General features: G+C 66.8%; 21 protein-coding genes and 1 pseudogene. 9 read left to right on the top strand and 13 right to left on the bottom strand.

The window, feature by feature from the left end; translation table 11 throughout:
• Positions 1-12: 12 nt before the first annotated feature.
• The 9 genes and pseudogenes from ST3T6A_RS0105600 to ST3T6A_RS0105560 all read right to left on the bottom strand — a co-directional run bounded on the left by ST3T6A_RS0105600 (position 13) and on the right by ST3T6A_RS0105560 (position 12459).
• Positions 13-1635, bottom strand: a complete 1623-nt coding sequence (locus tag ST3T6A_RS0105600) for an acyl-CoA dehydrogenase family protein (RefSeq protein WP_019831919.1) — start codon at positions 1633-1635, stop codon at positions 13-15.
• Between the two features lie 273 nt (positions 1636-1908).
• Complete coding sequence (tal, locus tag ST3T6A_RS0105595) at positions 1909-3015, bottom strand: transaldolase (RefSeq protein ID WP_026359457.1); 1107 nt, start codon at positions 3013-3015, stop codon at positions 1909-1911.
• Between the two features lie 137 nt (positions 3016-3152).
• Entirely contained in the window at positions 3153-3566 is a 414-nt protein-coding gene (locus ST3T6A_RS0105590; protein WP_037537640.1) for a nuclear transport factor 2 family protein, read from the bottom strand.
• 58 nt (positions 3567-3624) lie between these two features.
• Positions 3625-5145: an efflux transporter outer membrane subunit gene (locus tag ST3T6A_RS0105585; RefSeq protein ID WP_019831916.1), complete on the bottom strand. Its 1521-nt coding sequence runs from the start codon at positions 5143-5145 to the stop codon at positions 3625-3627.
• Positions 5142-8348: an efflux RND transporter permease subunit gene (locus tag ST3T6A_RS0105580; protein WP_019831915.1), complete on the bottom strand. Its 3207-nt coding sequence runs from the start codon at positions 8346-8348 to the stop codon at positions 5142-5144. Before ST3T6A_RS0105580 ends, ST3T6A_RS0105585 begins: the two co-directional genes overlap by 4 nt.
• A 10-nt stretch (positions 8349-8358) precedes the next feature.
• Positions 8359-9552, bottom strand: a complete 1194-nt coding sequence (locus tag ST3T6A_RS0105575; RefSeq protein ID WP_051103384.1) for an efflux RND transporter periplasmic adaptor subunit — start codon at positions 9550-9552, stop codon at positions 8359-8361.
• A gap of 302 nt (positions 9553-9854) precedes the next feature.
• A complete protein-coding gene (locus ST3T6A_RS21945; protein WP_157602452.1) occupies positions 9855-11237 on the bottom strand; it encodes a TlpA family protein disulfide reductase in 1383 nt (460 codons plus the stop codon).
• A gap of 41 nt (positions 11238-11278) precedes the next feature.
• A pseudogene (locus ST3T6A_RS0105565) lies at positions 11279-11962 on the bottom strand (NAD-dependent epimerase/dehydratase family protein); the annotation flags it as partial.
• Between the two features lie 38 nt (positions 11963-12000).
• Positions 12001-12459 carry a Rid family hydrolase gene (locus tag ST3T6A_RS0105560; protein WP_019831911.1) on the bottom strand — a complete coding sequence of 153 codons (459 nt, stop codon included), beginning with the start codon at positions 12457-12459 and terminating at the stop codon, positions 12001-12003.
• Between the two features lie 378 nt (positions 12460-12837).
• Between ST3T6A_RS0105560 and ST3T6A_RS0105555 the strand changes: the two genes are divergently transcribed.
• The 3 genes from ST3T6A_RS0105555 (at position 12838) to ST3T6A_RS0105545 (ending at position 15109) form a co-directional block, all read left to right on the top strand.
• A complete protein-coding gene (locus tag ST3T6A_RS0105555) occupies positions 12838-14103 on the top strand; it encodes a thiolase family protein (protein WP_019831910.1) in 1266 nt (421 codons plus the stop codon).
• Between the two features lie 12 nt (positions 14104-14115).
• Positions 14116-14706 carry a uracil-DNA glycosylase family protein gene (locus tag ST3T6A_RS0105550; RefSeq protein WP_019831909.1) on the top strand — a complete coding sequence of 197 codons (591 nt, stop codon included), beginning with the start codon at positions 14116-14118 and terminating at the stop codon, positions 14704-14706.
• A gap of 88 nt (positions 14707-14794) precedes the next feature.
• Positions 14795-15109 carry a hypothetical protein gene (locus ST3T6A_RS0105545; RefSeq protein WP_019831908.1) on the top strand — a complete coding sequence of 105 codons (315 nt, stop codon included), beginning with the start codon at positions 14795-14797 and terminating at the stop codon, positions 15107-15109.
• Positions 15110-15133: 24 nt separating this feature from the next.
• On the opposite strand, the gene trxC is transcribed toward ST3T6A_RS0105545, so the two are convergent.
• Entirely contained in the window at positions 15134-15577 is a 444-nt protein-coding gene (trxC, locus tag ST3T6A_RS0105540; protein ID WP_235785739.1) for a thioredoxin TrxC, read from the bottom strand.
• Positions 15578-15678: 101 nt separating this feature from the next.
• Between trxC and ST3T6A_RS0105535 the strand changes: the two genes are divergently transcribed.
• The 3 genes from ST3T6A_RS0105535 to ST3T6A_RS0105525 are packed head-to-tail and all read left to right on the top strand — an operon-like array spanning position 15679 to position 18525.
• Positions 15679-17232 carry an FAD-containing oxidoreductase gene (locus ST3T6A_RS0105535; RefSeq protein WP_235785728.1) on the top strand — a complete coding sequence of 518 codons (1554 nt, stop codon included), beginning with the start codon at positions 15679-15681 and terminating at the stop codon, positions 17230-17232.
• Positions 17233-17259: 27 nt separating this feature from the next.
• Positions 17260-18231, top strand: a complete 972-nt coding sequence (locus ST3T6A_RS0105530) for a VPGUxxT family thioredoxin-like (seleno)protein, type 2 (RefSeq protein ID WP_235785727.1) — start codon at positions 17260-17262, stop codon at positions 18229-18231.
• Positions 18232-18270: 39 nt separating this feature from the next.
• A complete protein-coding gene (locus tag ST3T6A_RS0105525) occupies positions 18271-18525 on the top strand; it encodes a hypothetical protein (protein WP_162140509.1) in 255 nt (84 codons plus the stop codon).
• Between the two features lie 38 nt (positions 18526-18563).
• Here ST3T6A_RS0105525 and ST3T6A_RS0105520 read toward each other — a convergent pair whose 3' ends face one another.
• The 3 genes from ST3T6A_RS0105520 to ST3T6A_RS0105510 are packed head-to-tail and all read right to left on the bottom strand — an operon-like array spanning position 18564 to position 20737.
• Complete coding sequence (locus ST3T6A_RS0105520; protein ID WP_019831903.1) at positions 18564-19163, bottom strand: NADPH-dependent F420 reductase; 600 nt, start codon at positions 19161-19163, stop codon at positions 18564-18566.
• Positions 19164-19190: 27 nt separating this feature from the next.
• A complete protein-coding gene (locus ST3T6A_RS0105515) occupies positions 19191-19958 on the bottom strand; it encodes an SDR family NAD(P)-dependent oxidoreductase (RefSeq protein ID WP_019831902.1) in 768 nt (255 codons plus the stop codon).
• Between the two features lie 44 nt (positions 19959-20002).
• Positions 20003-20737, bottom strand: coding sequence for an SDR family NAD(P)-dependent oxidoreductase (locus ST3T6A_RS0105510; RefSeq protein WP_019831901.1), 735 nt, complete (start codon positions 20735-20737; stop codon positions 20003-20005).
• Between the two features lie 114 nt (positions 20738-20851).
• Here ST3T6A_RS0105510 and ST3T6A_RS0105505 point away from each other — a divergent pair, with 114 nt between their 5' ends.
• From ST3T6A_RS0105505 to ST3T6A_RS19395, 3 genes are all read left to right on the top strand, one after another.
• Positions 20852-21418 carry a TetR/AcrR family transcriptional regulator gene (locus ST3T6A_RS0105505; RefSeq protein WP_019831900.1) on the top strand — a complete coding sequence of 189 codons (567 nt, stop codon included), beginning with the start codon at positions 20852-20854 and terminating at the stop codon, positions 21416-21418.
• A 165-nt stretch (positions 21419-21583) separates the two neighbouring features.
• Positions 21584-22966 (top strand): MFS transporter, encoded by a 1383-nt coding sequence (locus tag ST3T6A_RS19400; protein WP_019831899.1) that lies wholly within the window; start codon positions 21584-21586, stop codon positions 22964-22966.
• Between the two features lie 118 nt (positions 22967-23084).
• Complete coding sequence (locus tag ST3T6A_RS19395) at positions 23085-24341, top strand: glycosyltransferase family 4 protein (RefSeq protein WP_051103383.1); 1257 nt, start codon at positions 23085-23087, stop codon at positions 24339-24341.
• The last annotated feature ends 136 nt before the right edge of the window (positions 24342-24477 follow it).

The following is a 24477-nucleotide window of genomic DNA, read 5'->3' as shown; positions in this document are numbered from 1 at the left end:
CAACTGAATGGCTCAGCCCGGCATTGCCCGCTCGATGATCGCGCGGACATCCACCGGCGCGTCGAATGCTCCATAAGCCGTCCCCCGCTCCGCCAGCCGCAGTCGGCAGAAGGCTTCCGCCACCGGGCTATCCCAGTGGAGCAGCACCGCCGCCTGTGCCGCCAGCGCCAGCCGCTCGGCCAGCAGCCGGGCCCGCCCCTCGTCGGCGTTTCGCAGGTCGATGCCGTCGAGCCACGCATCATAAACCCGCCCCCGCCCCCGCGCGCCGTCGAGGAAGCTCCGCAGCGCCTCGACGCCCTCCGGCTCGCGGGCGATCGCGCGCAGCAGGTCGAGCGCGATGACATTGCCCGAGCCTTCCCAGATCGCGTTCAACGGCGACTGGCGGAACAGGCGCGGCATCGGCCCCGTCTCTATATAGCCGGCGCCGCCATGGCACTCCATCGCCTCGGTCACGAGGCCGGGCGCGCGCTTGCACACCCAATATTTGGCGAGCGGGGTCAGCAGTCGCGCCAGCGGATCGCCCTCGTCGAAGGCCTGCGCGATGCGCAGCCCGATCGCTGTCGCCGCCTCGCTCTCCACCGCCAGATCGGCGAGCACCGCCGCCATCGCCGGCTGATCGACAAGCCGCTTCTGGAAGGCCGATCGATGCGCCGTGTGCCACAGGGCCTGGGCCAGCGCCGCCCTCATCTGGCCAGCCGAACCCACCACGCAATCGAGCCGGGTATGCTGCACCATGCGCAGGATCGTCGCGACGCCACGCCCCTCCTCCCCGATCCGCCGGGCGAGCGCGCCATGATATTCGATCTCGGACGACGCATTGGAGCGGTCGCCCAGCTTGTCCTTGAGACGCATCACGCGAAAGCCGGCGTTGCGCTCCCCGTCCGGCAGCCAGCGCGGCACGAGGAAGCAGGTCAGCCCGCCCTCCGCATAGGCCAGCGTCAGGAAGGCATCGCACATCGGCGCCGAGCAGAACCATTTGTGACCGGTCAGCCGAGCCCAATCACGGTCGTCGGCGATGGCTTCCGCGCGCGTGGTGTTGGCGCGGACATCGGAGCCGCCCTGCTTCTCGGTCATCGCCATGCCGATGGTAACGCCCGCCTTCTCCCCCGCCGGACGGAAGGCCGGATCGTAGCGACCGCCGAGGATGCGAGGCACCCATTCCTCCGCCACCGCCGGCTCGGCACGGAGCGCGGGGACGGAGGCGTAGGTCATCGTCATCGGGCAGCTCGTGCCGGCGTCGGGCTGGCCGGCGAGGAAGAGGGTCGCGGCGTGGAGGACATGGCCGGCGGGCGTCCCGTCCCAGGCGACCGAGGCGAAACCCGCCTCCAGCCCCAGCGCCATCAGCCGGTGATAGGCGGGATGGAAGCGCACCTCGTCGATCCGCCGGCCATAGCGGTCATGCGTTTCCAGCACCGGCGGATTGCGATTGGCCTCGACGCCCCAGTCGATCACCTCCGCCGAGCCGACCCGCGCGCCGAGTGTCGTCAGCCGCTCCATCCCCCCGGCTCCGCCGGCCCGCGCCACCGCGTCGGAGAGCGCGCGGTCGGTGGCGAAGAGATTCACGTCCTCGAAGGGCGGCGGCTGGTTGAAGACCTCGTGCGTATCAAGCTCGACGATCGGCCGGACGCTGGACATGGCGACACACTCCCCTCGCTCAGGGGCATAGCATGTCATGTGGTGAGGGAAGAATCGCCGGCGCCGGATGAAGGCAAATGCGGGAGAAGCGATACGACGCTTCGGATTATATCCAGAACGTCCCTGCATCGGCTCCTGATTGTCATGTCGCCGGAAGCACTCGTTAATTTCTCACATGTGACGGGATCATGTTGGTGCGGCGCAGCGCCTTGAGACGGCATCGAGGCCTGATCGTTTGTCGAACCGGCCCGATGCTCCCGTCTTGTGATAGGTTCAGTGCGCCGCCGGGTGCTTGGCGGCGATCGAGGCCAGCAGCTCGTCGAACGATTTGGCGAATGCGATCACGCCTTCCTGGAGCAATGTCGCGGTCACATCGTCGAGGTCGAGGCCGAGCCGGTCGGCCTCCGCCAGCACGTGGCGCGCGCCCTCGACATCGTCGGCCAGCGTGACCCTGGGCGTGCCGTGGTCGCGGAAGGCGTCCATCGTCCCGGGCGGCATGGTGTTGATCGTATCGGGGCCGATCAGTGTGTCGACGTAGAGCACGTCCGGATAGGCCGGGTCCTTGGTTCCGGTCGACGCCCACAGCAGCCGCTGCGGCCGTGCGCCCCTGGCGGCGAGCGCCTGCCAGCGATCTGACTTGAGGAAGTCGAGATGCCACTGATAGGCCATCTTGGCGTTGGCGATCGCGACCTTGCCGCGCAGCGCCTTGGCCTCGTCGGTGCCGAGCGCGTCGATGGCCTTGTCGATCCTGGTGTCGATGCGGCTGACGAAGAAGCTCGCGACGCTGGAAATACGATCGATCGGCTCGCCCCGCGCCACGCGCTGCTCGAGCCCTGCGACATGGGCTTCCGCAACCTTGATATAGGCCGGGATCGAGAACAGCAGCGTCACGTTGATGTTGATGCCCGCCGCGACCGAGGCGGCGATCGCCGGCACGCCCGCATCGGTGCCCGGGATCTTGATCATCAGGTTGGGCCGGTCGACCGCCGCCCACAGCCGCGCCGCCTCGGCGATGGTCGCATCGGCATCGTCGGCGATATAAGGCGACACCTCGAGGCTGACGAAGCCATCCTTGCCATCCAGCCGGTCATAGGCCGGGCGCAGGATGTCGGCGGCGGCGCGAATATCCTCGATCGCCAGCGCCTCGTAGCGCTCGATCACATGCGCGTCGGGATGGCTGCTGTCGAAGGCAGCCAGGCTGTCGTCATAGCCGGTGCCATGCCCCATCGCCTTCTCGAAGATCGAGGGGTTGGAGGTGACGCCGGTCAGCCCGTCCTCCTCGACCAGCCGCTTGAGGCCGCCCTCCCTCACGAGCGCGCGATCGAGGAAATCGAGCCAGATCGCCTGGCCCAGCGCTTCGAGTTCCTGAAGCCGTCCCATCATCCTATCTCCAGCTTTCGTCCGGCCACCGCGACGAGGGTGTCGACGGTGCAATGTAATGTTTGGCGGCGCATCGTCAGCCTCGCTCGACGCGACCGTCGGCAGGGGTCCGAACAGTCGACCCGGCACGCCTATCGTTATGCCGCCGCCTCCCCGGAAACGAGGCGCATGGCCGGAAAGCCCATCCTGGCTGCGAATATCTCCTGAATCTGCACCGCGGCCGGCAGCGGTCGCCACGCGACTTCGATGGCGTCGATCAGGCCGGCATCGTCGACGTGGAGACGCTCGTTCCCTTTGACCGTAATCCCATCGCGCGAGAAGGTGAAGAACACGGCCACATCATGTCCCGACGACATCGTCAGGCCGACCTCAAGGCTGTCGATCGTCTCGATAAAGCCGGTGAGGATATTGATGACCGCGTCCTTTCCTTCGATGGGCTCGGCGTAGATGGGGCCGTGAAGGACGATGGCTTCCGAGAAATGCGGGACGATGCCGAGCTTGTCCCTGGCACTCAGAGCTTTGAAATAGGCGTCCACATGGGTGCTGTTCATCGGGATCTTGCTCCTGAAAGCGTTGTCGAAAGGGCTCCGCCCCAAAGCATCTTCGCGTTCACATTCCATCGGGCGCGCCTGTCACCCGGCCGGCGCCGATTGCTGGCGGCAGCGTGTCGAGCGTGGGAGGCGCCTTTTCCCAGCCGCCCCCGAGCGCCTTGAACAACGAGACCTGTAGATTGGCTACATTCGTGTCGGACTGCGCCAGCGCCTGTCGCGCCGCCGCACGGTTCTGTTCGGCGACGAGGAGATCGAGGAAATTGTCGCGTCCGGAATCGAAGCGTTGTTTGGTTTGATCCGCCGCATTCTCGGCCGACGACGCCGCCCTTGCCAGCGCAGCATTTTGCTCGATCGCCGCAGCATAGCGCGCAAGCGCCTGCTCGGTTTCGCGAAGAGCCGTCAGGATCGTGCCCTGGAACTCCGCCAGTGAGGCATCAGAGCCCGCGCGCGCCTGCCGGATCTTGGCTCGCGCCACCGCGAAATTCGGGAAGGTCCAGGAGATCAGCGGTCCGAACGAGTAGCCGAAAGACGCCGGCTTTCCGATATTGCCGATCTTGGGCGCGCCGAGGGACACGGACCCGAGCAGGGTGACCGACGGGAAGAGCGACGCTGTGGCGACACCGATCCGCGCCGTGTCAGCGGCGAGCCTGCGCTCGGCCGCGCGCACATCCGGCCGACGCGCGAGAAGCGCCGCGCCGTCTCCGACCGGAATCTGCGTCTTCACCTTCGGCACGACCCGGCAGGCCGCGGCCGCCGCATCGATATCGGCGGGCGGCCTGCCGGTCAGCGTCGCGAGCGCGTAGAGCTGGGCGCGCCGCTCGCCCTCGAAGCCCGGCACCTGGGCATTGGCCTGCTCCACGAGGACATTGGCCTGATCGACATCCCGTTGCGTGCCGCGACCCGCATCGAGCAGCCGTTGCGTCAGGTCGCGGGTCTCCGTTTCGAGCGACGCCGTTTCGCGAGCCACGTCGGCCTGCATGGCGGCACCGCATGCATCCGCATAGCTTTGGGCAACCTGGGCCGCGATCGAGATCCTGATGCCGTCGAGCGAGGCCTCGCTTGCCTGGGCGTCCGCGCGCGCGGCCTCGATCGAACGCGAGACCCGACCGAACACGTCGACCTCGTAACTCGCATCGAAGCCGGCCTGGAAGAAATCGAAATCACTATGGTCACGGCCCGGGGTCTCAGCGCCGCCGATCCCGGCCGGACCGAGCTGGTCGGCCCCCACCCGCTCACGCGAATAGGAAGCCGACAGGTCTGTCGCCGGCAGCCGGCCGGCACGGGCCTCGGAGAGCTGCGCCCGGGCGAGCCTCAGATTGGCCGCGGCCGCCCGGATGTCGGTGTTGTACCGGAATGCATCGTCGATCAGCCGGGAAAGGGCGGGATCGGAATAAAGCTCCCACCAGGTGGAAGAGGCCGGTGCTGCGGAGACGGTCTCGGTCGATGCCGCTTCCCTGAAAGGCCGCTTCTCGACCACCGGCACCGCCGGCGGGCGATAATCGGGTCCGACAGCGCAGGCGCCGAGCCCCAATGCGCCGGTGAGGAGAAGCGCCGTCGAGAAAGTGCGCGCAGCCGTCATGCAGCGTCTCCCGGCGTCGCCCCCGGATGGCCGACGGCATGACCGCCGAAACGCGACCGCAAGCGCTTCACCCGCCTGTCGATCCACTCGGCCATGATGCGGTTGATGACGTAGAAGCTCGGCGTGAAGATCAGGCCGAAGAAGGTGACGCCGATCATCCCGAAGAACACTGCGACGCCCAGTGCCTTGCGCATCTCCGACCCCGCGCCGTGCGCGACGATGAGCGGGAACACGCCGAGGATGAACGCGATGGAGGTCATCAGGATCGGGCGAAGGCGCTGATGCGCGGCGCGCGTCGCGGCTTCCCAATGGTTCAGGCCTTCGGCTTCGCCCTGCCTCGCGAACTCGACGATGAGGATCGCGTTCTTCGCCGCGAGGCCAATCAGCACCACGAGGCCGATCTGGGTGAGCACATTGTTGTCCATGCCGAGCAGGTTGATGCCGAGGATCGCCGCGAGGAGGCACATCGGGACGATGAGGATCACCGCCAGCGGCAGCACCACGCTCTCATATTGCGCGGCCAGCAGCAGGAAGACGAAGAGGACGGCGAGGCCGAAGACATAGATGCCGGTATTGCCGGCCTGCTTCTGCTGGAAGGACAGGTCGGTCCATTCGATGCCCATGCCCTTCGGCAGGACGCGCGCGGATATCCTCTCCATGGCTTCGAGAGCCTGCCCGGAGGAATATCCGGGCGCGGCTTCGCCCTGTATCTCGGCGGAAGGGAAGAGGTTGTAGCGCACGACGCGATAGGGGCCGGATTGCTTCTGGACGTCCGCGATGGCGCCAAGCGGCACCATCTTTCCGCTCTCCGAACGGGCACGCAGCTGGAGGATGTCGGCGGCCGATTGCCGATACGAGGTGTCCGCCTGGGCAACCACCTGCCAGGTGCGGCCGAGATAGTTGAAATCGTTGATATAGGCCGACCCCAGATAGGTGCTGAGGGTCGAGAATACGCGATCCACGGGCACGCCGAGCTGCTCGGCCTTCTCGCGATCGATCGAGACATGCAGGCGGGGCGTGCCGGTATTGTAGGTCGTGAAGACCCGTCGCAGCGCCGGATCCTTGTTCGCCTCGGCGATCACGTCCTGCGCGGCCTTTTCAAGCGCCGTATAGCCAAGGCCCGTCCGGTCCTCGAGTTCCATCTTGAACCCGCTGGCAAGGCCTATGCTTCGGACCGGCGGCGGCGAGATCACGAGGACGTTCGCGCCGGTGATGCCCGAATACGCCTTCCGAAGCTTGTCCGCGACCTCGTCGATCGTGGCGCTGCGCTTGGACTGCGGTTTCAGGTGGGTGGCGATCAGGGCCGTGTTCGAGGCGCTGGTGTAGGTGGCGCCGTCGAAGCCGGCGAAGGTCAGCGCGTGATCGACCTCAGGAACGGTTCTCGCGGCTGCCTGGACCTGCTTGGAGATCTCCGTCGTGCGTTGGAGCGACGAGCCGGGAGGCAGTTGCAGGACGTTAATCAACAAGTCCTGGTCCTGCGAAGGGATGAACCCCTGCGGCGTCACATAGAAGCGCCAGCCGGTGGTGAATATGAGCAGGCCATAGACCAGCGAGAGGATCACCAGGCGACGGACGAGCTTGCCGGTCAGGCGGCCGTAATGAACCGAGAGGCGATCGAACAGATGATTGAACCACCGCGCAAATCGGCTTGGGAAGCCGAGTATGCCGCGTTTGGGTTCCGGTCGCTGGCCGGCGGGCTTGAGCAGCAACGCCGCCAGTGCCGGCGATAGCGTCAGCGAAATGAAAGCCGAGACGACGGTCGCCGACACGATCGTCAACGCGAACTGCTTGTAGAACTCGCCCGAGAGACCGGGGATGAAGGCGGTCGGCAGGAAAACGCCGCACAGCACGAGCGCGATCGCCACGAGCGCGCCCGACACCTCGGTCATGGTTTGGTGGGCAGCGTCCTTCGGCGTGAGATTTTCCTCGGCGATCAGCCGCTCGATGTTCTCAACGACGACGATCGCGTCATCGACGACGATGCCGATGGCCAGCACCATTCCGAAGAGCGACAGGCTGTTCAGCGAGAAGCCGAACGCAGCCATTGTCGCGAATCCTCCGGTGAGCGAGATCGGGATGGCGATCAGCGGGATGATAGCGGCTCGCCAGCTTTGCAGGAAAAGCAGGACGATCGATGAGACAAGCAGCAGCGCGACGAAAAGCGTCTCCTTCACGTCCCGGATCGAGTCGGACACGAAGTCGAGCGGGTGATGCGCGACCGAGTAGGCCATCCCTTGCGGGAAGTCCTTCGACAGCTCGGCGACAAGCGCCTTGGCGCGTTCCGCGGTTGCGAGCGCGTTCGTTCCGGGCTGCTGCTTGAGAACCAGGCCGATCGCGTTGCGGTCGTTCAGGAACGCGTTGGTCGAATAGTCCTGCGCCCCCAGCTCAACCCGCGCAACGTCACGCAGGCGGGTCAGCCCGCCGTCGGTGCGGCGCTTGAGAATGATATTCCCGAATTGCTCCGGGGTGGCGAGGCGTCCCTCGGTATCCACGCCGAGCTGGAAGGCATTGGCTTTCACGCCATAGGGTGGTTGGCCGATGATGCCGGCAGCGACCTGCGCATTCTGCGCGCGAATGGCCGTGACGATCTCGTCGACGGTCAGGTTCCGGATCGCCGCGAGATCGGGATCGATCCAGATGCGCATCGCATAGTCGCGCCCGCCGAAACGCACCGTGTCGCCCACGCCGGGAAGCCGCTTGATGCGATCGTTGATCTGCAGGGTCACGTAATTCGAGATGAAGTCGGTATCGAGCGAGTTGTCGGGCGAATAGAAAGCGAAGCCCACGAGGTCTTCGGCGGAGACCTTGCGGACGGTGACGCCGATCTGCCGGGTTTCGTCGGGCAGTCGCGGAAGCGCCTCGTCGACACGGTTCTGGACGAGGACCTGCGCCTCGTTGACGTCCGTGCCGAGCGCGAAGGTGACGGTGATCGTCACCGAGCCTTCGCCGACCGAAGAGGTCGACATGTAGAGCATGTGCTCGACGCCGTTGATCTGCTGCTCAAGGGGAACGGCCACGGTCGACGCCATCGTCTCGGCGGTCGCACCGGGGAACCTGGCGGTGACGACGACCGTCGGTGGCGCCACCTCGGGATATTGGCCGACCGGCAGGGACGGATATGCCACGAGTCCGGCGACGGTGATCATGATCGCGAGCACCGCCGCGAAGATCGGCCGCTCGATGAAAAAGTGCGGAAAGCGCATCGGTCGCTCCTCAGCGCGCGTCGGACGCGGTCGCGGCCGATGGCTCCGGTACGGCAACGGGCGGCGCGGCCGGGCCGGCGTCAGCGTTCCGCGGCTTGATCGCGCTGCGGCGCGGATCGACCTTCACCCCCGGCTTGAGCTGGGCGATATGGTCCAGGATGACGAGATCGGTCGCGGCGAGGCCGCCCTTGATCGCGCGCAATCCGAGGACCTCCGGCCCGGTCTCGATCGTGCGCTTCGTGACCGTACCGTCGCGCGCAAGGACGAAGACCTCCTTCTGCGACTGGTCAGTGATGATCACCTCGTCGGGCACCAGCATCGCGCGATAGTTGCCCGAGCCGAGAAGGCGCGCCCGGCCGAACATGCCGGGGGTCAGGAAATGGTCGTGATTGTCGACGACCGCATGCGCCTGGATCGTTCCGGACTCGGTGTCGATCGCATTGTCGACGAAGACCATCTTGCCGCGATGGACAAAGCCGTTCTCGTCGGAGAGCCGGATGTCGATCGGATTGGCGAAATCCCGGGACGACTGGCGCTGTCCCTCCCGCGCCTGACGGAGATATTTCAGATAGAAGCTCTCCGCGCCGTCGAAGACGAACCAGATCGGATCGAGCGAGACGATCGTCGTGAGGAGCGTGTTGCCGGGCTGGATCTGGTCGCCGATCGACACCCGGCGGCTCGACACCCGTCCGGAGACGGGCGCGCGGACGGTGGTCCAGTTGTAGTTGAGCCGAGCCGTCTCGGTTGCCGCCTGCGCCGCATGGAGCGCGGCGGTCGCCGTGCGGACCTGGGCCTGATTGGTCTCCAGCTCCTCCTTGCTGACCGCGTGGGTCGTCTCGAGGGTTGCCGACCGCCGCTCGATCGAGACGGCGTTCTGAAGCGTCGCCCTCGCGCTTTCCACAGCCGCCCGCGCCTGGTCGAGCGCCGCCTTGTAGGGCTCAGGATCGATGATGAAGAGTGGCTGGCCTTCCCGGACATATTGTCCGTCGCGGAACAAGACCTGCGTGACCTGTCCGGTAATCCGGGCACGAAGCTCGACCGACTGCGGCGCCTCGAAGTGCCCGATATACTCGTCCCAATCGACCACGTCCTTCGACAGCGGGTTGGCGACGGAAACCTGCATCGGCGCGGGCGCCGGTGGCGCCTTTTGAGAGCAGGCGCCGACGGAAACCAGCAGACCAACCGCGACCGGAAGACGAAGCATAACCACCCCTTTTGAGGACGCTTCGTGCGCGTCGCTCTCAATTCGTCGTAACAATGCGGGCCCTGACCATTGGTCGAGGGCCGACCATCTTCACGATTGTCGGGCGGCGCCGGTTACAAGGGGAGGAGGCGATCGGGTTCGGATGAGGGGAGAGCCGCGTGTGCGGAAGCGGGTGTCGGGGCAACAGATCCGGGCAAGCTGCTCTATGCGACCAAAGACCTGCACCCCGCGCTGCGGCCATGAGTCCCAGTCGCTCGAAACACCGCCGTCGGTTCAGGCTCCAGACGAGGTTCCCCCAGGGCTTACCTGGTTGTGCCGAGCGATGAGATCTCGGCCGCAAACCGGGCCGGGTCGCCCTCGATCAGTTTGACGAAACGCCCGCGGGCGTCGATGATCGCGACAGCCGGAAAGCGCTTCACCCCGAACGTCCGGAACGCGGCCCCGGTCGAGTCCACCGTGAGCGGGATGCGCGGCTTCAATTTGGCCTGATAGTCGGTCAACTCCTTGGGGGTGGTCCACAGATGGGTCATCACGCCGAGCCATTCGACGGAGTTGCCGGCGGCCAGCCTGTCGACCTGTTCGCGCCCGGCCCTGCACTTCGCCGCCTCTTCCGGTTGCGTGGACTTCACATAATCTTCGCACCAGGTTGCCGAGAAATAGATCGCGCGCAGGCGCGGCGCCGAACCCGCCGGTAAGGCGACGTTCTTGCCATCCGGGGACAGAAGATCGATCGGCGGGATCGCGTCGCCGGGCTTCAGCGTCGCGACGTCCGCCAGCCTGTCCGTGGCGACGTCGCCCGGTGTCGCCTTGCTCGCCAGCGCCTGCTCGATCGCGGCGTCGAGCTTCGGCCCGTCCTGATGGCCTGCGAAAATGACGCGGCCGTCGCGACCGAACACCAGATGAACCGGCGTCGCCTGCAGGCCGATCCATTCGCCCAGCCGCCCATCGTCGATCGCGACCGGCATCTTCAGGTCGAACTCCCTGGCGAACTGCTTCACTTTCTCGATGTCGTCGCCAACCCCGGCGTTCACCGCGACCACCGCGATCTTGTCGCCGTGGTCGGCGTAGATCTTGTTGAGGCCGGGCATCTGCGCGCGGCAGGGAATGCAATAGGTTGCCCAGAGCTTCAGATAGACCGGCTGCTTCCCATACAGGTCCGCGAGATTGATCGACTTTCCATCGATCGTCTTGAGGGTGACCACCGGCCCCGGCTGCCCCACATGCTTCGCCAATGTCGGATCTTCGGCGATATACCCGGGATCGTTCGCTGGAAGAGCCGCGGTGGACTGGTTGGCATCGGCGGCATTGTCGGGCTGCGGTTGCGCCGAGCAAGCGCTCAAGAGCAGCACAAGGAGCGAAGCTTTGGACAGGCGCATAAAATCCTCTTTCTCTCGATAGTTGGACCTCCCGGGAAGCGAGGTCGGCAGGCCGTCCGTGAAGAAATCCGATGGTCGGCCCGGATCGGTCATCGTTGATGCTGAGCGGCGCTCGGTCAGCTCCGATCGCTGGCCCAGAGGAGCCGGCGTGGCCTGAAGCCGAGCTTCGCCCTGGCGCGAGCGTTGGACGCGCCCGTCAGCTTCATGTGGTAATAGACGGCTTCCTCGCCGAAGGACGCCCGCGCCTCCTCTACGCTCACCCGGTGCGGCTCGGGGGCGTCGACCCAGCGCGCGAATGCCGGCATCCATTCGGAGACGGGCAGAGGATCATCGTCCACGACATTGTAGGTTCCCGGTTCGGCGGTGAGCGCCGCGACGGTCGCCGCGACCGCATCGTCGATATGGACGAACGACCAGACCGCCGATCCGTCGCCGATGATCGTCATCTCGCCCTTGCGCGCCTGGTCCGCGACGGCGCCGTCCGGGCGATACCAGGTGCCGGGCCCGCAGAAGAAGCCGTAGCGCAGCAGCACGCCGTCGAGAACCGTCGAGCCCAGGACACAGTCTTCGTAAGCGCCGAGCACCCGCGTACCGTCGCCGACGGGTCCGGGCGCGTCATAGCGGAAGGGAGCCGTCTCGTCGCCGAGCCGGCCCGCCGCAGCGTCGAGAAAGAACCCGCGCGACTGCATGATGAAACGCGAAACGCCCAGCTCTTCGGCGGCGGCGAGCAGGTTGGCGCCTCCCTCCTTATGGAGCCGGGTGTCGTTCGGCATCGCCGAGATGATGTCCGCTGGACTGGCCGGAAGCCACGTGAGCTGATCGATCACGACATCCGGGGCCGCGGCTGCGATCGCATCGCGCACTGCCCGCGCGTCGAAGGCATCGGCGGTCGAGGCGGTGGCGCCGAGTTCCCGGAGACGGTCGACGCCGTTGCCGGATCGCGTCATCCCCACGACCTCGTGACCAAGGGTGCACAGGCTGCGGACCAGAGGGAGACCGACGGCTCCTGTGGCGCCGGCGACGAATATTCTCATAGCCAAGGTCTCTTTCGATGCGTGTGGGACGATGGCCGTCAGCGCTCGCCCAGCACAGCCTTGAATGCGATTTCGATGAGCTGCTCGGGAAAGGCGAGACGCGCGACGCCGATGAGATTGCTGGCGCACTGCGGACGATCCGTGCCGTAGGCTTCCTTCCGTACACTGCCCGCGACGGCGAATGCCGCGTCGACGTCCAGCACGAAAAGCGTTTCCTCCACCACATGATCGAGCGTCGCATCGAAGCGGGCCAGGATTTTCGTGGCGTTCTTGTAGGTAGCCCGCATCTGGGCCTCGATCTGCGAGAAGTCCCTGGGCTTTCCAGCATCGTCGAGCGCTGCCGGCGCGATCAGGTTTCCATCGGCGTCATGCGCGAGCTGGCCGGAGACATAGATGGTGTCGCCGACCCTGACCGCCTGCGCGTAGCCATAGGCTTCCTCCCACGGCACACCGAAATAGGCGGTGTCCTTGCTGGCTGCATCGGTTCCGTTCGCCATTTCATGTCCTGCCGCTTGACCGAGCCGGGAGATCGGCCTTGCCGCCAATCCTGAACCTCATCCTCTCAGGATCGATGCCTCTGTTCAAACGGCATTCTTGCCGGAGTGATCGCGCGCGAATGCCGCTGAACTGTCTGCTCGGTCATCATGATCGGGTACGGCGGACAAACCACCACATCCAGACGGGGCGGTATTCATTTTGCTGATTTTGCGGCGTGGGCGAAACTATAGCCTTCGCCGATCGCCGGGGATGTAACCCGGGAGGTATCAGCGCGTGTTTAGGAGTAGACACCGACGGCCACGATCCGCGATGCCCGACGACCTGTGCGGCGCGGACGCGGCCGGTTTCGATCGCGCCACCCGAGGAAGAGAGCCGCCATGCACCGTTTTCCGCACCCTGTCTTCGTCGCTGCCGGCCTGCGCACCCCCTTCGGACGCGGTGGGGGCACCCTCGCCAACTATGATGCGATCAGCCTCTCGGTGCCGGTCGCCCAGGCGATGGCGGCGCGCGCCGAGCCGGACCTGGTGGTATGGGGAAGCGTGATCCCCAACATCGGCTGGAGCAATATCGCACGCGAGATGTGGCTCGACGCGAAGCTCAACCCGAACGTCCCCGCCTTTTCGGTCGTGCTCGCCTGCTCGACCAGCATGACCGCCGCCTTCGCGGCCGCCGGCATGCTGGGTGGCGGGACGGACCTCGCCATGGTGGGCGGCGCGGAGGTGATGAGCCGTCCGCCGATCGCGTTGACCGCCGACGCCTCGAAGCGGCTGACCGATCTGTTCGGACGGGATCCGGCCGCCGCACTGGCCGCGCTGCAGGCGCTGACGCCGCAGGACTATCTTCTGCCGGTCAAGGGATGGTCCAACCGCATCACCGGGCGGACCATGGGCGATCATATGGAGGAGACCGCGAAGGCGTGGCACATCAGCCGCGAGGCGCAGGACGACTGGGCGCTCAAGAGCCACCAGCGCGCGGTCGCCGGGTGGAACAACGGGTTCTTCGACGATCTGGTCATCAAGCTGCCCGAGCTTGAGCGCGACGCCAACCCGCGCGCCGACACCTCGGCGGAGAAGCTCTCCGCGCTCAAGCCGGCCTTCGACAGGACCAGCGGCATGGGCACGATCACCGCCGGGAATTCGTCGCCGATCACCGACGGCGCCGCCGGCTGCTGGATCGCGAACGAGGCCGGCCTTGCGCGGCTCCCGGAGAACACCCCCTGCGCGCGCCTCATCGACTACGAGATCGCGGCCGTCGACCATCATGTCGAGGGGCTGCTGATGGCGCCTTCCTATGCCATTCCGCGCCTGCTCGCGCGTCATGGCCTGCGCTTCGAGGACATCGGCCTCTGGGAGTTGCACGAAGCCTTCGCCGCCCAGGTGCTGGCGAATGTCGCCGCCATCGAGCGCCCCGACTGGGTCCGCTCGAAGACCGGCGTCGCGATGGATTTCGGCCCGTTCCCCTGGGACCGGATCAATCCCAACGGCGGCTCGGTCGCGATCGGCCACCCGTTCGGCGCCACGGGCGCGCGCGACCTCAGCCAGGCGGTGAAAGAGCTCTGGACGCGGCCGGCGGGAACGCGGGCCATCATCAGCGTCTGTGCGGACGGCGGCCAGGGAACCGTCGCGCTGCTCGAGCGCGTCTGATCGATTTCGCACATGCCGGATCAGGTCCCCGCGTTGCAGGCCGAAGTGGCGGCCTGCACCTTCTGCGCGCCGCATCTCCCGCTCGGCCCCCGCCCGATCACGCAGTTCAGCGCTTCCGCGCGCATTCTCATCATCGGACAGGCACCCGGCACCAAGGTGCATGCGAGTGGCATCCCCTGGGCTGACGACAGCGGCGATCGGTTGCGCGCGTGGACCGGGATCGGCGCAGACCAGTTCTATGATCCGGCCAAGGTCGCACTAGTGCCGATGGGGTTCTGCTATCCGGGAAAAGCCGCCGGAGGCGACGCACCGCCCCGGCCGGAGTGCGCGCCAAGGTGGCACGCCCGCATTCTGGACCTGCTTCCCGCCGACCGGATCACGCTTCTCGTCGGATCCTACGCCCAGCAATATTATCTGCCCAAGGATGCGGGCTCCACTCTGGTCGATCGGGTGCGCGGCTTCGAGCGCTTCGCTCCGGCTATCTTCCCGACCCCCCATCCATCGTGGCGCAGTGTCGGGTGGATGAAGCGCAATCCCTGGTTCGAGATGGAGCTGCTTCCGCGGCTGCGCGCGGCGATCGCAGCGCATCTGGCGGACGGCTGAGGCCTTCCGCCGCATGGCGGCGGCACAAGTGCGGGCGACATCGCCGGGACGTCATCGGGCATCCGATTTACAGACTCGAGGATTTCTTATGATCGATTGGCACGAAATTGAGGGCATGCCGCGGGATCTCGCGGCCGGCAGCAGCTTCCTCTTCTGCACGCTCAGCAAGCACATCTTCCACGTCACGCTCGTCGTGCGCAACGACGACGCCTTGTGCTGGTCGATCGAAGGCCCCGACGCGAACGGCAAGCTCATGCTCGACCAGGACATGGCGCTCGTCACGCATTACGCCAACTACAACCTGCCCGAAGCGACCCAAAAGCAGATCGCCGCTGCCGCCGTGCGCGTCGCCAATCTCGACGGTCGCTACCTCGCCTATGAGCATGATCGCTACGGCCGATAGCCCTGCGCGGTCCATGGCGACCGGTCAGAGGTTGGTCACGCCCCTGTGGGACAGCGCCTTCTGCGCCCATGCGACGATCGCGGTCGTCGGCATCGCTCCTGACTGGCGCGCGATCACGCGGCTCTTGTGCAGGATCACCAGCGTCGGGATGGACTGGATGCCGAAGCGCTGCGCGAGCCCCTGCTCGGCCTCGGTGTTGAGCTTCGCCAGCCGCAGGGCCGGCTCCAGTTGCGCGGTGGCAGCGGAAAAGGCCGGCGCCATCTGCCGGCAAGGCCCGCACCAGGGCGCCCAGAAATCGACGAGCAGCGGAACGTCCGATCGTTCGGCAAGCGCGGCGAAATTCTCCATCGTGAGAACGGCGGGTTCTCCGTCGTGCAAGGCCTTGCCGCAGCGCCCGCATTTTCCGTCAGCCGACAATCGGCTCGCGGGCACGCGATTTATCGCTCCGCACGCCGCGCAGCCCACCATCTTGCCGTTCGAGTCCGCCATCGACACACCTCTTCATGATTGCCGGTAACTCGCGATACCACCCTTGTTGGTGACAGAGGTTCCCACCATTTTTTCGGCCTATGTCCGGCGCGTCGGCGGCGCCGGCCTGTAACTTCGCAACGGGCCATGCCGTGAGAAGAGCGACAACGCTCCGGTGCGACAACCCTTGCAAAGAAGCGGAGTTGGCGGGGCTGCCGACACGCCATCCGGCGCCTGCAGGAGGGGACCTGGCCGCAATGAGCACACCGGCACGCGAATTCGACGCGATCATCATTGGAGCGGGCCAGGCAGGCCCGTTTCTCGCCGCGCGCCTCACGGCCAGCGGCATGACGGTGGCGCTGATCGAGCGCAAGCATGTCGGGGGCACCTGCGTCAACACCGGCTGCATGCCGACCAAGACGCTGATCGCGAGCGCGCGCGCCGTCCACGTCGTGCGCCGGGCGGCCGACTATGGCGTGATCACGGGCGATGTGGGGTTCGACATGGACGTCGCGGCGGCCCGCGCGCGCCAGGTGATCGAAAACGCCCGCGCGAGCAACGAGACATGGCTCGGGACCATGAATGGTCTCACCTTCATCAGGGGCCATGCGCGCCTGACGGGTCCGACGACCCTCATGGTCGAGGGGCAGGAGCTGAGCGCGCCGAAGATCTTCCTTAACGTCGGCGGACGCGCACGCGTCCCGGAGATACCGGGAATCGAGGAGGTGCCCTATCTCGACAACACCGACATGGTCGGCTTGACCGAGGTGCCGGATCATCTGGTCATCATCGGCGGCGGCTATGTCGGCATCGAATATGCGCAGATGCATCGCCGCTTCGGCGCCCGGGTGACGATCGTCGAGCGCGGCGAGCGGCTGGCGGCGCACGAGGATCGGGACATCTCCGCGGCGATGACGGCGCTGCTCGAGCAGGAGGGCGTCGTCGTCCGGACCGGCGCCGACTGCATCTCGCTCACCGCGGAAGGAAGCGGGGTCGCCGTCGGCGTGGATTGCCGGGAGGGCGACCGCGTGGTGCGCGGCTCGCATGTGCTGATGGCGGTCGGCCGCAGGCCCAATACCGATGATATGGGCCTCGGCACGGCCGGCGTCGAGGTCGACGGGCAGGGCTATATCCGCGTCGACGACATGCTCCGCACCAACGTCGACGGGATCTGGGCGCTGGGCGAATGCAACGGCCGCGGCGCCTTCACGCATACGGCTTATAACGACTTCGAGGTCGTGGCCGCGAACCTGCTCGATGGCGATCGCCGTTCGCTGGACATGCGCGTGCCCGCTTATGCGGTCTATACCGACCCGCCGCTCGGCCGCGTCGGCATGACCGAGGCCGAGGCGATCGCCAAAGGCCACGCCATTCTCGTGTCCACGCGGCCGATGTCGCGCGTCAGCCGGGCCGTCGAAAAGGGCGAGACCACCGGAATGATGAAGCTCATCGCGGACGCGGCGACCCGCTGCATCCTGGGCGCCGCGATCTTCGGGATCGATGGAGACGAAGCCATTCACGCGGTGCTGAGCCTGATGAGCGCCGGCGAGACGGTCGACACATTGCGTTGGGCGGTTCCGATCCATACGACGACGGCGGAATTCTTCCCGACGCTCGCCGTCGAGCTCGCTCCGCCCGGCCGGGTGCCGCGATGAGCGCCGCGGCAGCGCGAGGCAGCCCGCATGGGCTGGAAGATTCCACCAACAGGGCAGAGTGACATGCACGAGACCAGAATTTCCTTTCGCGAGCATGCCGAGCTCGGCGACGTGGCGTGGCTGCGCGATCATGACGGCGGGCTGGCGCTTGCCGCGCAGCGGGACAAGCCCGTGCTGCTGCTGTTCCAGGAAGTGCCGGGATGCTCGACCTGCGTGCGGTTCGGCCAGGATGTGCTGACGCACCCGCTGATGGTCGAGCTGATCGCCGATCGGTTCGTGCCGGTGGCGATCTTCAACAACCATCGAGGCGCCGACGCCGAGATCCTGCATCGCTACGGCGAAGCCTCGTGGAATAACCCCGTCGTGCGGTTTCTCGCGCCCGATGGAGCCGAACTCCTGCCGAAGCTCGCGGATCGCTACGACGCGTTGGGGCTGCACGAGAAGATCGGCGCGGTGCTCGAGGCGCGCGGCGAGGAGGTGCCCGGCTATTTCCGCCTGTTGGGCCGCGATCTCCTCGTCGACTATGGCGTGAGCAGGTCCGCCACCTATGCGACGCCGTGCTTCTGGTCGGGCGAAACGAGCCTTGCCCAGCACCAGGCCATCATCACGACCGACCCGGGCTTCATCGCCGGCGAGGAGGCGGTACGGGTGCAGTATGACCCGCGTGCGGTCTCGCGCGCCGACCTCGACGCCTATGCGCTCGCCGAAGGGTTCGAACCCATCGATGGTCCCGGTTTCGCGCTCGACGACGAGCCGCAATTTTATCTGCGCAAGAGCCTGGGCCGCTTCCTGCCGCTAACGCCGGCCCAGCGCACGCAGCTCAACCTCGCCGTCCCGTACCGGTCTTCGCTCGCGGACCTGCTCAGCCCGCAACAGACGGCATGGCTCGCCGATCCGCGACTGGCGCAGGCCGGCACGGAGGACCTCTATCGGGCCGACATTCGCAAGAGCTGGCCAGATCTCGCCGCGCGGCTCGGCATCATCGGCAAGGAGGGCTGATCCTCTTCGGCCTCGGCCTCCTCTTTTTTCCTGACCAGCATGTCCGATCAGCTTCGCGCGTCCATGGGTGCGTTCTTCGCCATCCATCAGGGCAACAATCCCAAGGTGACCGGCTTCATCGCCTTCTGGCTCCTGATGGCGGGCTATGCCAGCAAGGAAGTCTGGGACGAACCGCGAAATCGGGCGGCGGAGTGGATGCAGGGGCTCCGTCCGAAGGCCGTGCCGGCGTGCCCGTCCGAAGCCGGCCCCGGACACGAGGTCATGATCGACATGAACACCGGCGCCCATAGTTGAGGGGCGAGCGCGCGCGGCCCGGCCGATGACGCGGAGAGTTATCCCTCGAACCTGACGAGATCCTTGAAGATCAGGTGGCCCCAGCGATTGCCGCGTGCGTGGACCAGCAGCCCGCCTTCGGAAAGCCCGCCGAGGTTGATCGGCGCGAAGCCGAGCTTTTCCGCAAGCGCACCAATCTCCGCCGCCGCGCCGTCATCGTCGCTCGCCAGGAACACGACTCTCCTGCCGCCATGCACGGCCGGATCCTGGCCGAGGACGGCCGCGGCCAAATGGTTGAAGCCTTTCACCAGCCTCGCCCCGGCGAACGCCTTCGCGACGACAGCAGAGGACGGGATACCGCCCAACTCCTCAAGCGGAGCCTGCGTGTTCATCGCATCGACGATGGTCTTTCCCGTCCAGTCGGACAGCGCCTTCGCGACCTCCGGGTGGGACTCGAAACGGACCGCCAGAAAGATGGTGCCCGCCTTGACCGCTTCCGCCAGCGTTGTGGGAATGATCCCGGGGCCGATCGCGGCGGCATCGGCCGCAAAGCTTGCCGGATCGCGCGTGGTCGCGACGGATACCTCGATGCCGCTGCGGGCAAACGCCCTGGCGAGAGCGTGGCCGATCTTGCCGAAACCGATGATTGCGTAGCTCACTATAATCTCCTTCGATTATTCGGCGCGTCAGAGCTTGTAGCCACCGCTTGCCTCGATCGTCTGACCGGTCACCCAATGGCCGTCGTCGGAGGCCAGGAACGCCACGACGGCGGCGATTTCCGACGGCTCGCCAAAGCGCCCCAGCGCGATTTCGGCCTCGACCGCTTTGACGAGTTCGGGATTCTCCCGGATGGCGGCGTTCACGTCGGTTCGCGTGTAGCCCGGCGCAACGGCATTCGCGGTGATACGGCGCGGCCCCAGTTCGGCCGCGAGCGCATGGGTCAGGTTATTGATGGCCGCCTTGGCCATCGAATAGACGGGCGCGGCCGTCACAGGCTTCGTGGCGGCGGCGGACGAGATGTTGATGATGCGTCCGCCATCGGCGAGCCGATCCAGAGCGGCCTGAACGATGAAGAAAGGCGCACGGGCATAGACCGCAATCAGCGTGTCCCAACTCTCCGGCGTCGCCTCCCTGAAGCCGACCCAGCCGGAATTGCCGGCGTTGTTGACCAGGATGTCGAGGGCCCTGCTTCCGTTCCGCCTGGTGAACTCCTCGTCCAATGTCTCGAACAAGGTCGGGACGGTGGCCGGGTCGATCAGGTCTGCATGGACCGCGAACGCGGTGCCTCCCGCCTTCTCGATCGCAGCGACCGCCTCGTCCGCGCCCGATTTGCTCGCGTTGTAGGTCAGCGCGACCGTTGCGCCATCCTTGGCAAGGCGTTCGGCGATGGCGCGGCCGATGCCACGCGACGCCCCGGTGATGAGAGCGGTTTTTCCAGTAAGCGCTTGTGCCATTATACTTTCTTTCCTGGATGGAGGGTTCGATCAGGCGCGACGCGTCAGATTTGCGCCAGCCCGCCGTCGACCGCGACCTCGCTGGCGGTCATGAAGCTGCTGTCCGGCGACGCGAGGAAGGCCGCCACCGCGCCGATCTCGGACGGATCGGCCATGCGCTGGAGCGGGTTCATCGAGGCGAAGACCTTCTGCCCCTCCTCCCCCAGCGCCGCCTTCGCGAGTTCGGTCGCCGTCGGTCCGGGCGACAGCACATTGACCCGGATGCCGGTGCCCTTCAGGTCCTCCGCCCAGGTTCGCGCGAGGTTGCGCACCGCCGCCTTGCTCGCGCTGTAGGCGCCGAACGCCGGGGCGCCCGTGGTGCCGGCGCTCGATCCGGTCAGGATGATCGAACCGCCCTCCCCCATCAGCGGCAGCGCCTTCTGGACCGTGAAGATCGTGCCCTTCACATTGGTGTCGAAGGTTTCGTCGATATGCTCGGCGGTGATCTGCCCCAGCGGAAGCGGGCTTCCCGTCCCGGCATTGGCCAGGACGATATCGAGGGTGCCGCGCTCGTCCTTCACCGCCGCGTAAAGCCGGTCGAGGTCGGCCTCGTCAGAGACCGAGCCCCGCACCGCGCGGGCATTCGACCCAAGCTCGACCAAGGCGGCGTCGAGCGCGTCCTGTCGGCGGCCGAAGAGGAAGACGAAGGCGCCCTCCTCGACGAACCGCTTTGCCGCGGCGAGGCCGATGCCGGTGGCGCCGCCGGTGATGACGGCAACCTTGCCCTCGAGCTTTCCCATGACTTTCCTTCCGTCGTGCCGGGCCGCGCTTGTTGCCATTTGCGAGCGCGCGCCCTATTTAGTGGATCAACGATCCGTTTATATGGATCACTGATCCACTTATCAAGGCAGTCCATGCGAGCCGACGCGGAAAAAAATCGCAGCCAGATTCTTAACGTCGCGCGGGACGTCGTCGCCGAGCATGGGGCCGACGCGTCGATGCGCGATATCGCCCGCCGGGCCGGGGTCGGTCTGGCCACGCTGCTTCGTCATTTCCCGACGCGGGAGGCTCTGTTCGAAGGATTGCTGTGCACCCACCTGGACGCGCTGACGCGGAAGGCCGACGAGCTTGAAACATCGACTTCGGCAGACGAAGCGCTGCTCACCTGGTTTCGAGACCTGGTGGCATTCACCCAAGGCTATAGAGGCGTTGTCGCCATGATGGCGGCCGCCCACACCGACCCGGACTCGGCTCTTTATGCTTCATGCGAAGCGGTGCACGCGGCAGGCGCGCGACTGCTGCTCCGTGCTCAGACTGAGGGAACAGCGCGCGCCGACATGAACGGGGACGACCTCTTCGCCCTGATCACGGCGCTCGGCTGGGCGGTCGACCAACCCTCATTCGCGCCGCGGGCGGATCAGCTCGTTCACCTCATGACGAACGCCATCCTGACACATCGGCCCGGCAACGGCGGCGCATAACATCCCCTCCCGATGTTCGAACGGGGCGCCTGAAGATGTAACCTTTCAGTCTCCCGCGCCGGGTAGCGGACTGCCGTGATCGGCAACGGGTCGGCGACGGCACCTGCGGGGCGCGACCAAATGGCCGATCGATAGGGACGTGAGCCGATGGCGGGATCAGCCGGCATGCGCCAGATAGCGTCAGACGGGGCGTCCGGCCCGCCGACGGGCAATGCGATGGCGCTCTGGGCGACGGTGCTCGGATCGAGCGTCGCGATGATCGACATGACGGTAATCAACGTCGCGCTCCCGGCGATCGCCAAGGGGCTCGGCGCGGATGCCGCCGGAGTCCAATGGACCGTCAACGCCTTCATGCTCCCGCTTTCGGCGCTCGTCCTGATTGGCGGCGCGCTCGCCGACGCTGCCGGACGCAAGCGCATCTTCCTGATCGGCCTCGCGCTGTTCACGCTCGCTTCGATCGCGTGCGCCCTGTCGCCGACGCTTGGATGGCTGATTGCCGCGCGCGTCGCGCAGGGCGTCGGAGCCGCCTTGCTGTCGCCTGCGAGCCTCGCGATCCTGGGCGCCGATTTCGATGGCGAAGCGCGGGCCAAGGCGATCGGCACATGGGCCGCGGCCAGCGCGATCGCGGTCGCCGCCGGTCCGATCGTCGGCGGCTGGCTGGTCGATGCCTTCGGCTGGCGATGGGTGTTCGCGCTGGTCGTGCCGCCGGCCGCCGCCGCCGGAGTCCTCGCCATGATCGGGATCCGGGGCGGTCGCGACGCGCGGGCGCCCGCCCCCGATTGGGCCGGCGGGGCGCTCGCGACCGTCGGCCTGGGGCTCCTGATCTGGGGGCTCACGATCGCGACGTCGGGCGGGCGGCACGCCTCCGCCTCCATCATGGGCGGCCTCGTCGCGGCGGCGATCTTCCTGTGGTGGGAAAGGCGGCGGGGCGACCGCGCGATGGTGCCCCTCGCCCTGTTCGGGACGGCTTGCTTCACCGCGCTCACCGCGCTCACTTTCCTGCTCTATGCCGCCCTGTCGGGTGTCCTGCTGCTGCTCCCCTATCTGCTGATCTCGAGCGGATGGCTCGCGAGTTCCGCAGGGATGGCGCTGCTGCCGCTCCCCGTGATCATGGCCGCCGGCTCCCGGTTGGCGGGCAGCCTCGCCGAGCGGATCGGCGCGCACTGGATGCTGACGATCGGCCCGGCCGTCGCCGGGGCCGGCTTCGCGCTGATGGGGACGATCCCGGCCCAGGAGATCGATTTCGTCGTCCATGTCCTGCCGGCGATGGTGCTGGTCGGGATCGGCATGACGATGGCGGTGGCGCCACTCACCACGGCGGTGATGGCGGCAGTCGACCAGCATCACGCCGGCGCCGCGTCGGGTTTCAACAGCGCCACCGCGCGGATCGGCGGGATGGTCGCTGTGTCGCTGCTCGGCCTGGTCCTGACCGGTGGCGGCCAGGGCGTGTCGATCGGCGCGTTCCATGCCGCGGCGCTGGCGGCCGGAGCCATCGCGATCATCGCGGGCGCAGCCGGCTGGTTCTCCGCCCCTCCGACGCGGGCCTGACGCACCCTTCGAAGCATGCCCGCGCTGTAACCATCGGCGGCGCGACCCGTGTATTCGGCTTGAGACGAGGGTCGCAGCGCAGGCGACGAAAATCTGAAGGGCGATCGAGGAGAGCGTTATGGATCGGACCACGGGGCATCTCTGGGAATCCGAGGCTGAAGCCGGCATCGCGCTCATCGGCAACAGCCCGCCCCGCCGCTGCGGCATCGCGACATTTACGGACGACTGTTTCCGGGCGATGCGAGACCGGTTCCCCGACATGCGGGTCGACTATTTCGCCATGGACGACGGCGCCGACCGTCTCGACTATCCGGACCATGTCCGCACGATCCTGGCCGACGATCTCGGGCACTATATCGGTGCCGGGCTCAGGATCGAACAGAGCGACGCGGCCGCCATCTGGCTGCAGCACGAGTTCGGGATCTTTGGCGGCGATGCGGGCGAATATATCCTCGAGCTGCTCGCGCAAACGGCCAAGCCCGTCATCGCGACGCTCCATACGGTTCTCGAACAGCCCAGCGCCGATCAGGAACGCGTCTTCCGGGCGCTCGTCGAGCGGGCGTCGCATCTGATCGTCATGGCGGAGCGCGGCAAGGCGATCCTGCAGGCGCGCTACGGCGTGCGCCCCTCGAAGGTCTCGGTCATCCCGCACGGCGTGCCGGATCGCCCGTTCAAGGCGACGGCCGAGCCCAAGGCGGCGCTGGGCCTGGACGGCCGCAAGCTCCTCCTGACCTTCGGACTGCTCGCCCCCGACAAGGGCATCGGCTCGATGATCGAGGCGATGCCGGCGATCATCGAGAAGCATCCCGACGCGCTTTACCTGGTGCTGGGAGCGACGCATCCCAATCTCGCGCGCCACGAGGGCGAACGGCTGCGCCACGGATTGATGCGGCGGGCGGACGAACTGGGCGTCGGCGCCCATGTCCGGTTCGCGGCCGATTATCTCGATCTCCCCGAACTGCTCGACCATGTCCAGGCGGCAGATATCTACGTGACGCCCTATCTCAATCCCGCGCAGGTCGTCTCTGGGACCCTGAGCTATGCGGTGGCGATGGGAAAGCCGGTGGTGTCCACCCCTTACGTCCACGCCCGCGAGATCCTCTCGGACGATCACGGCATTCTCGTGCCCTTCGCCGACAGCGCGGGCCTCGCAACCGCGATCACGGGCCTTTTCGACGACGAGACCGAGCGCGCCCGGCTCGCGCGCAGGGCCTATGCGAGAGGGCGGAGCATGCTGTGGTCGCTGTGCGCCGAACGCGTCGGCGCGTTGATCGGCCGGCTCTCCGGCGAGGCCCGCGCTCCCTCCCTCTCCATCACGTCGCCCGCGACGTTCGCCCGCTCCGGGGCGTTCACCCCGGGATATATCGGTGGCTGAGGCCTTGACCGGCGCGTTCGAAGCGATCGAACGGCGCAATCTCGCCGCAATCGCCTAGAGGCCCAGGACCACGCGAGCCGAACGCCCAGGGCGGCCCCGCCGATCGGCTCGCACGAGGTCGCCTTGAGGCCATGGC

Source organism: Sphingomonas sp. PR090111-T3T-6A, from assembly GCF_000383095.1.
Taxonomy (GTDB): Bacteria; Pseudomonadota; Alphaproteobacteria; order Sphingomonadales; family Sphingomonadaceae; genus Solisphingomonas.
The sequence above is the reverse complement of the archived record's forward strand: the minus strand, read 5'-3'. Positions and strand labels throughout refer to the sequence as shown.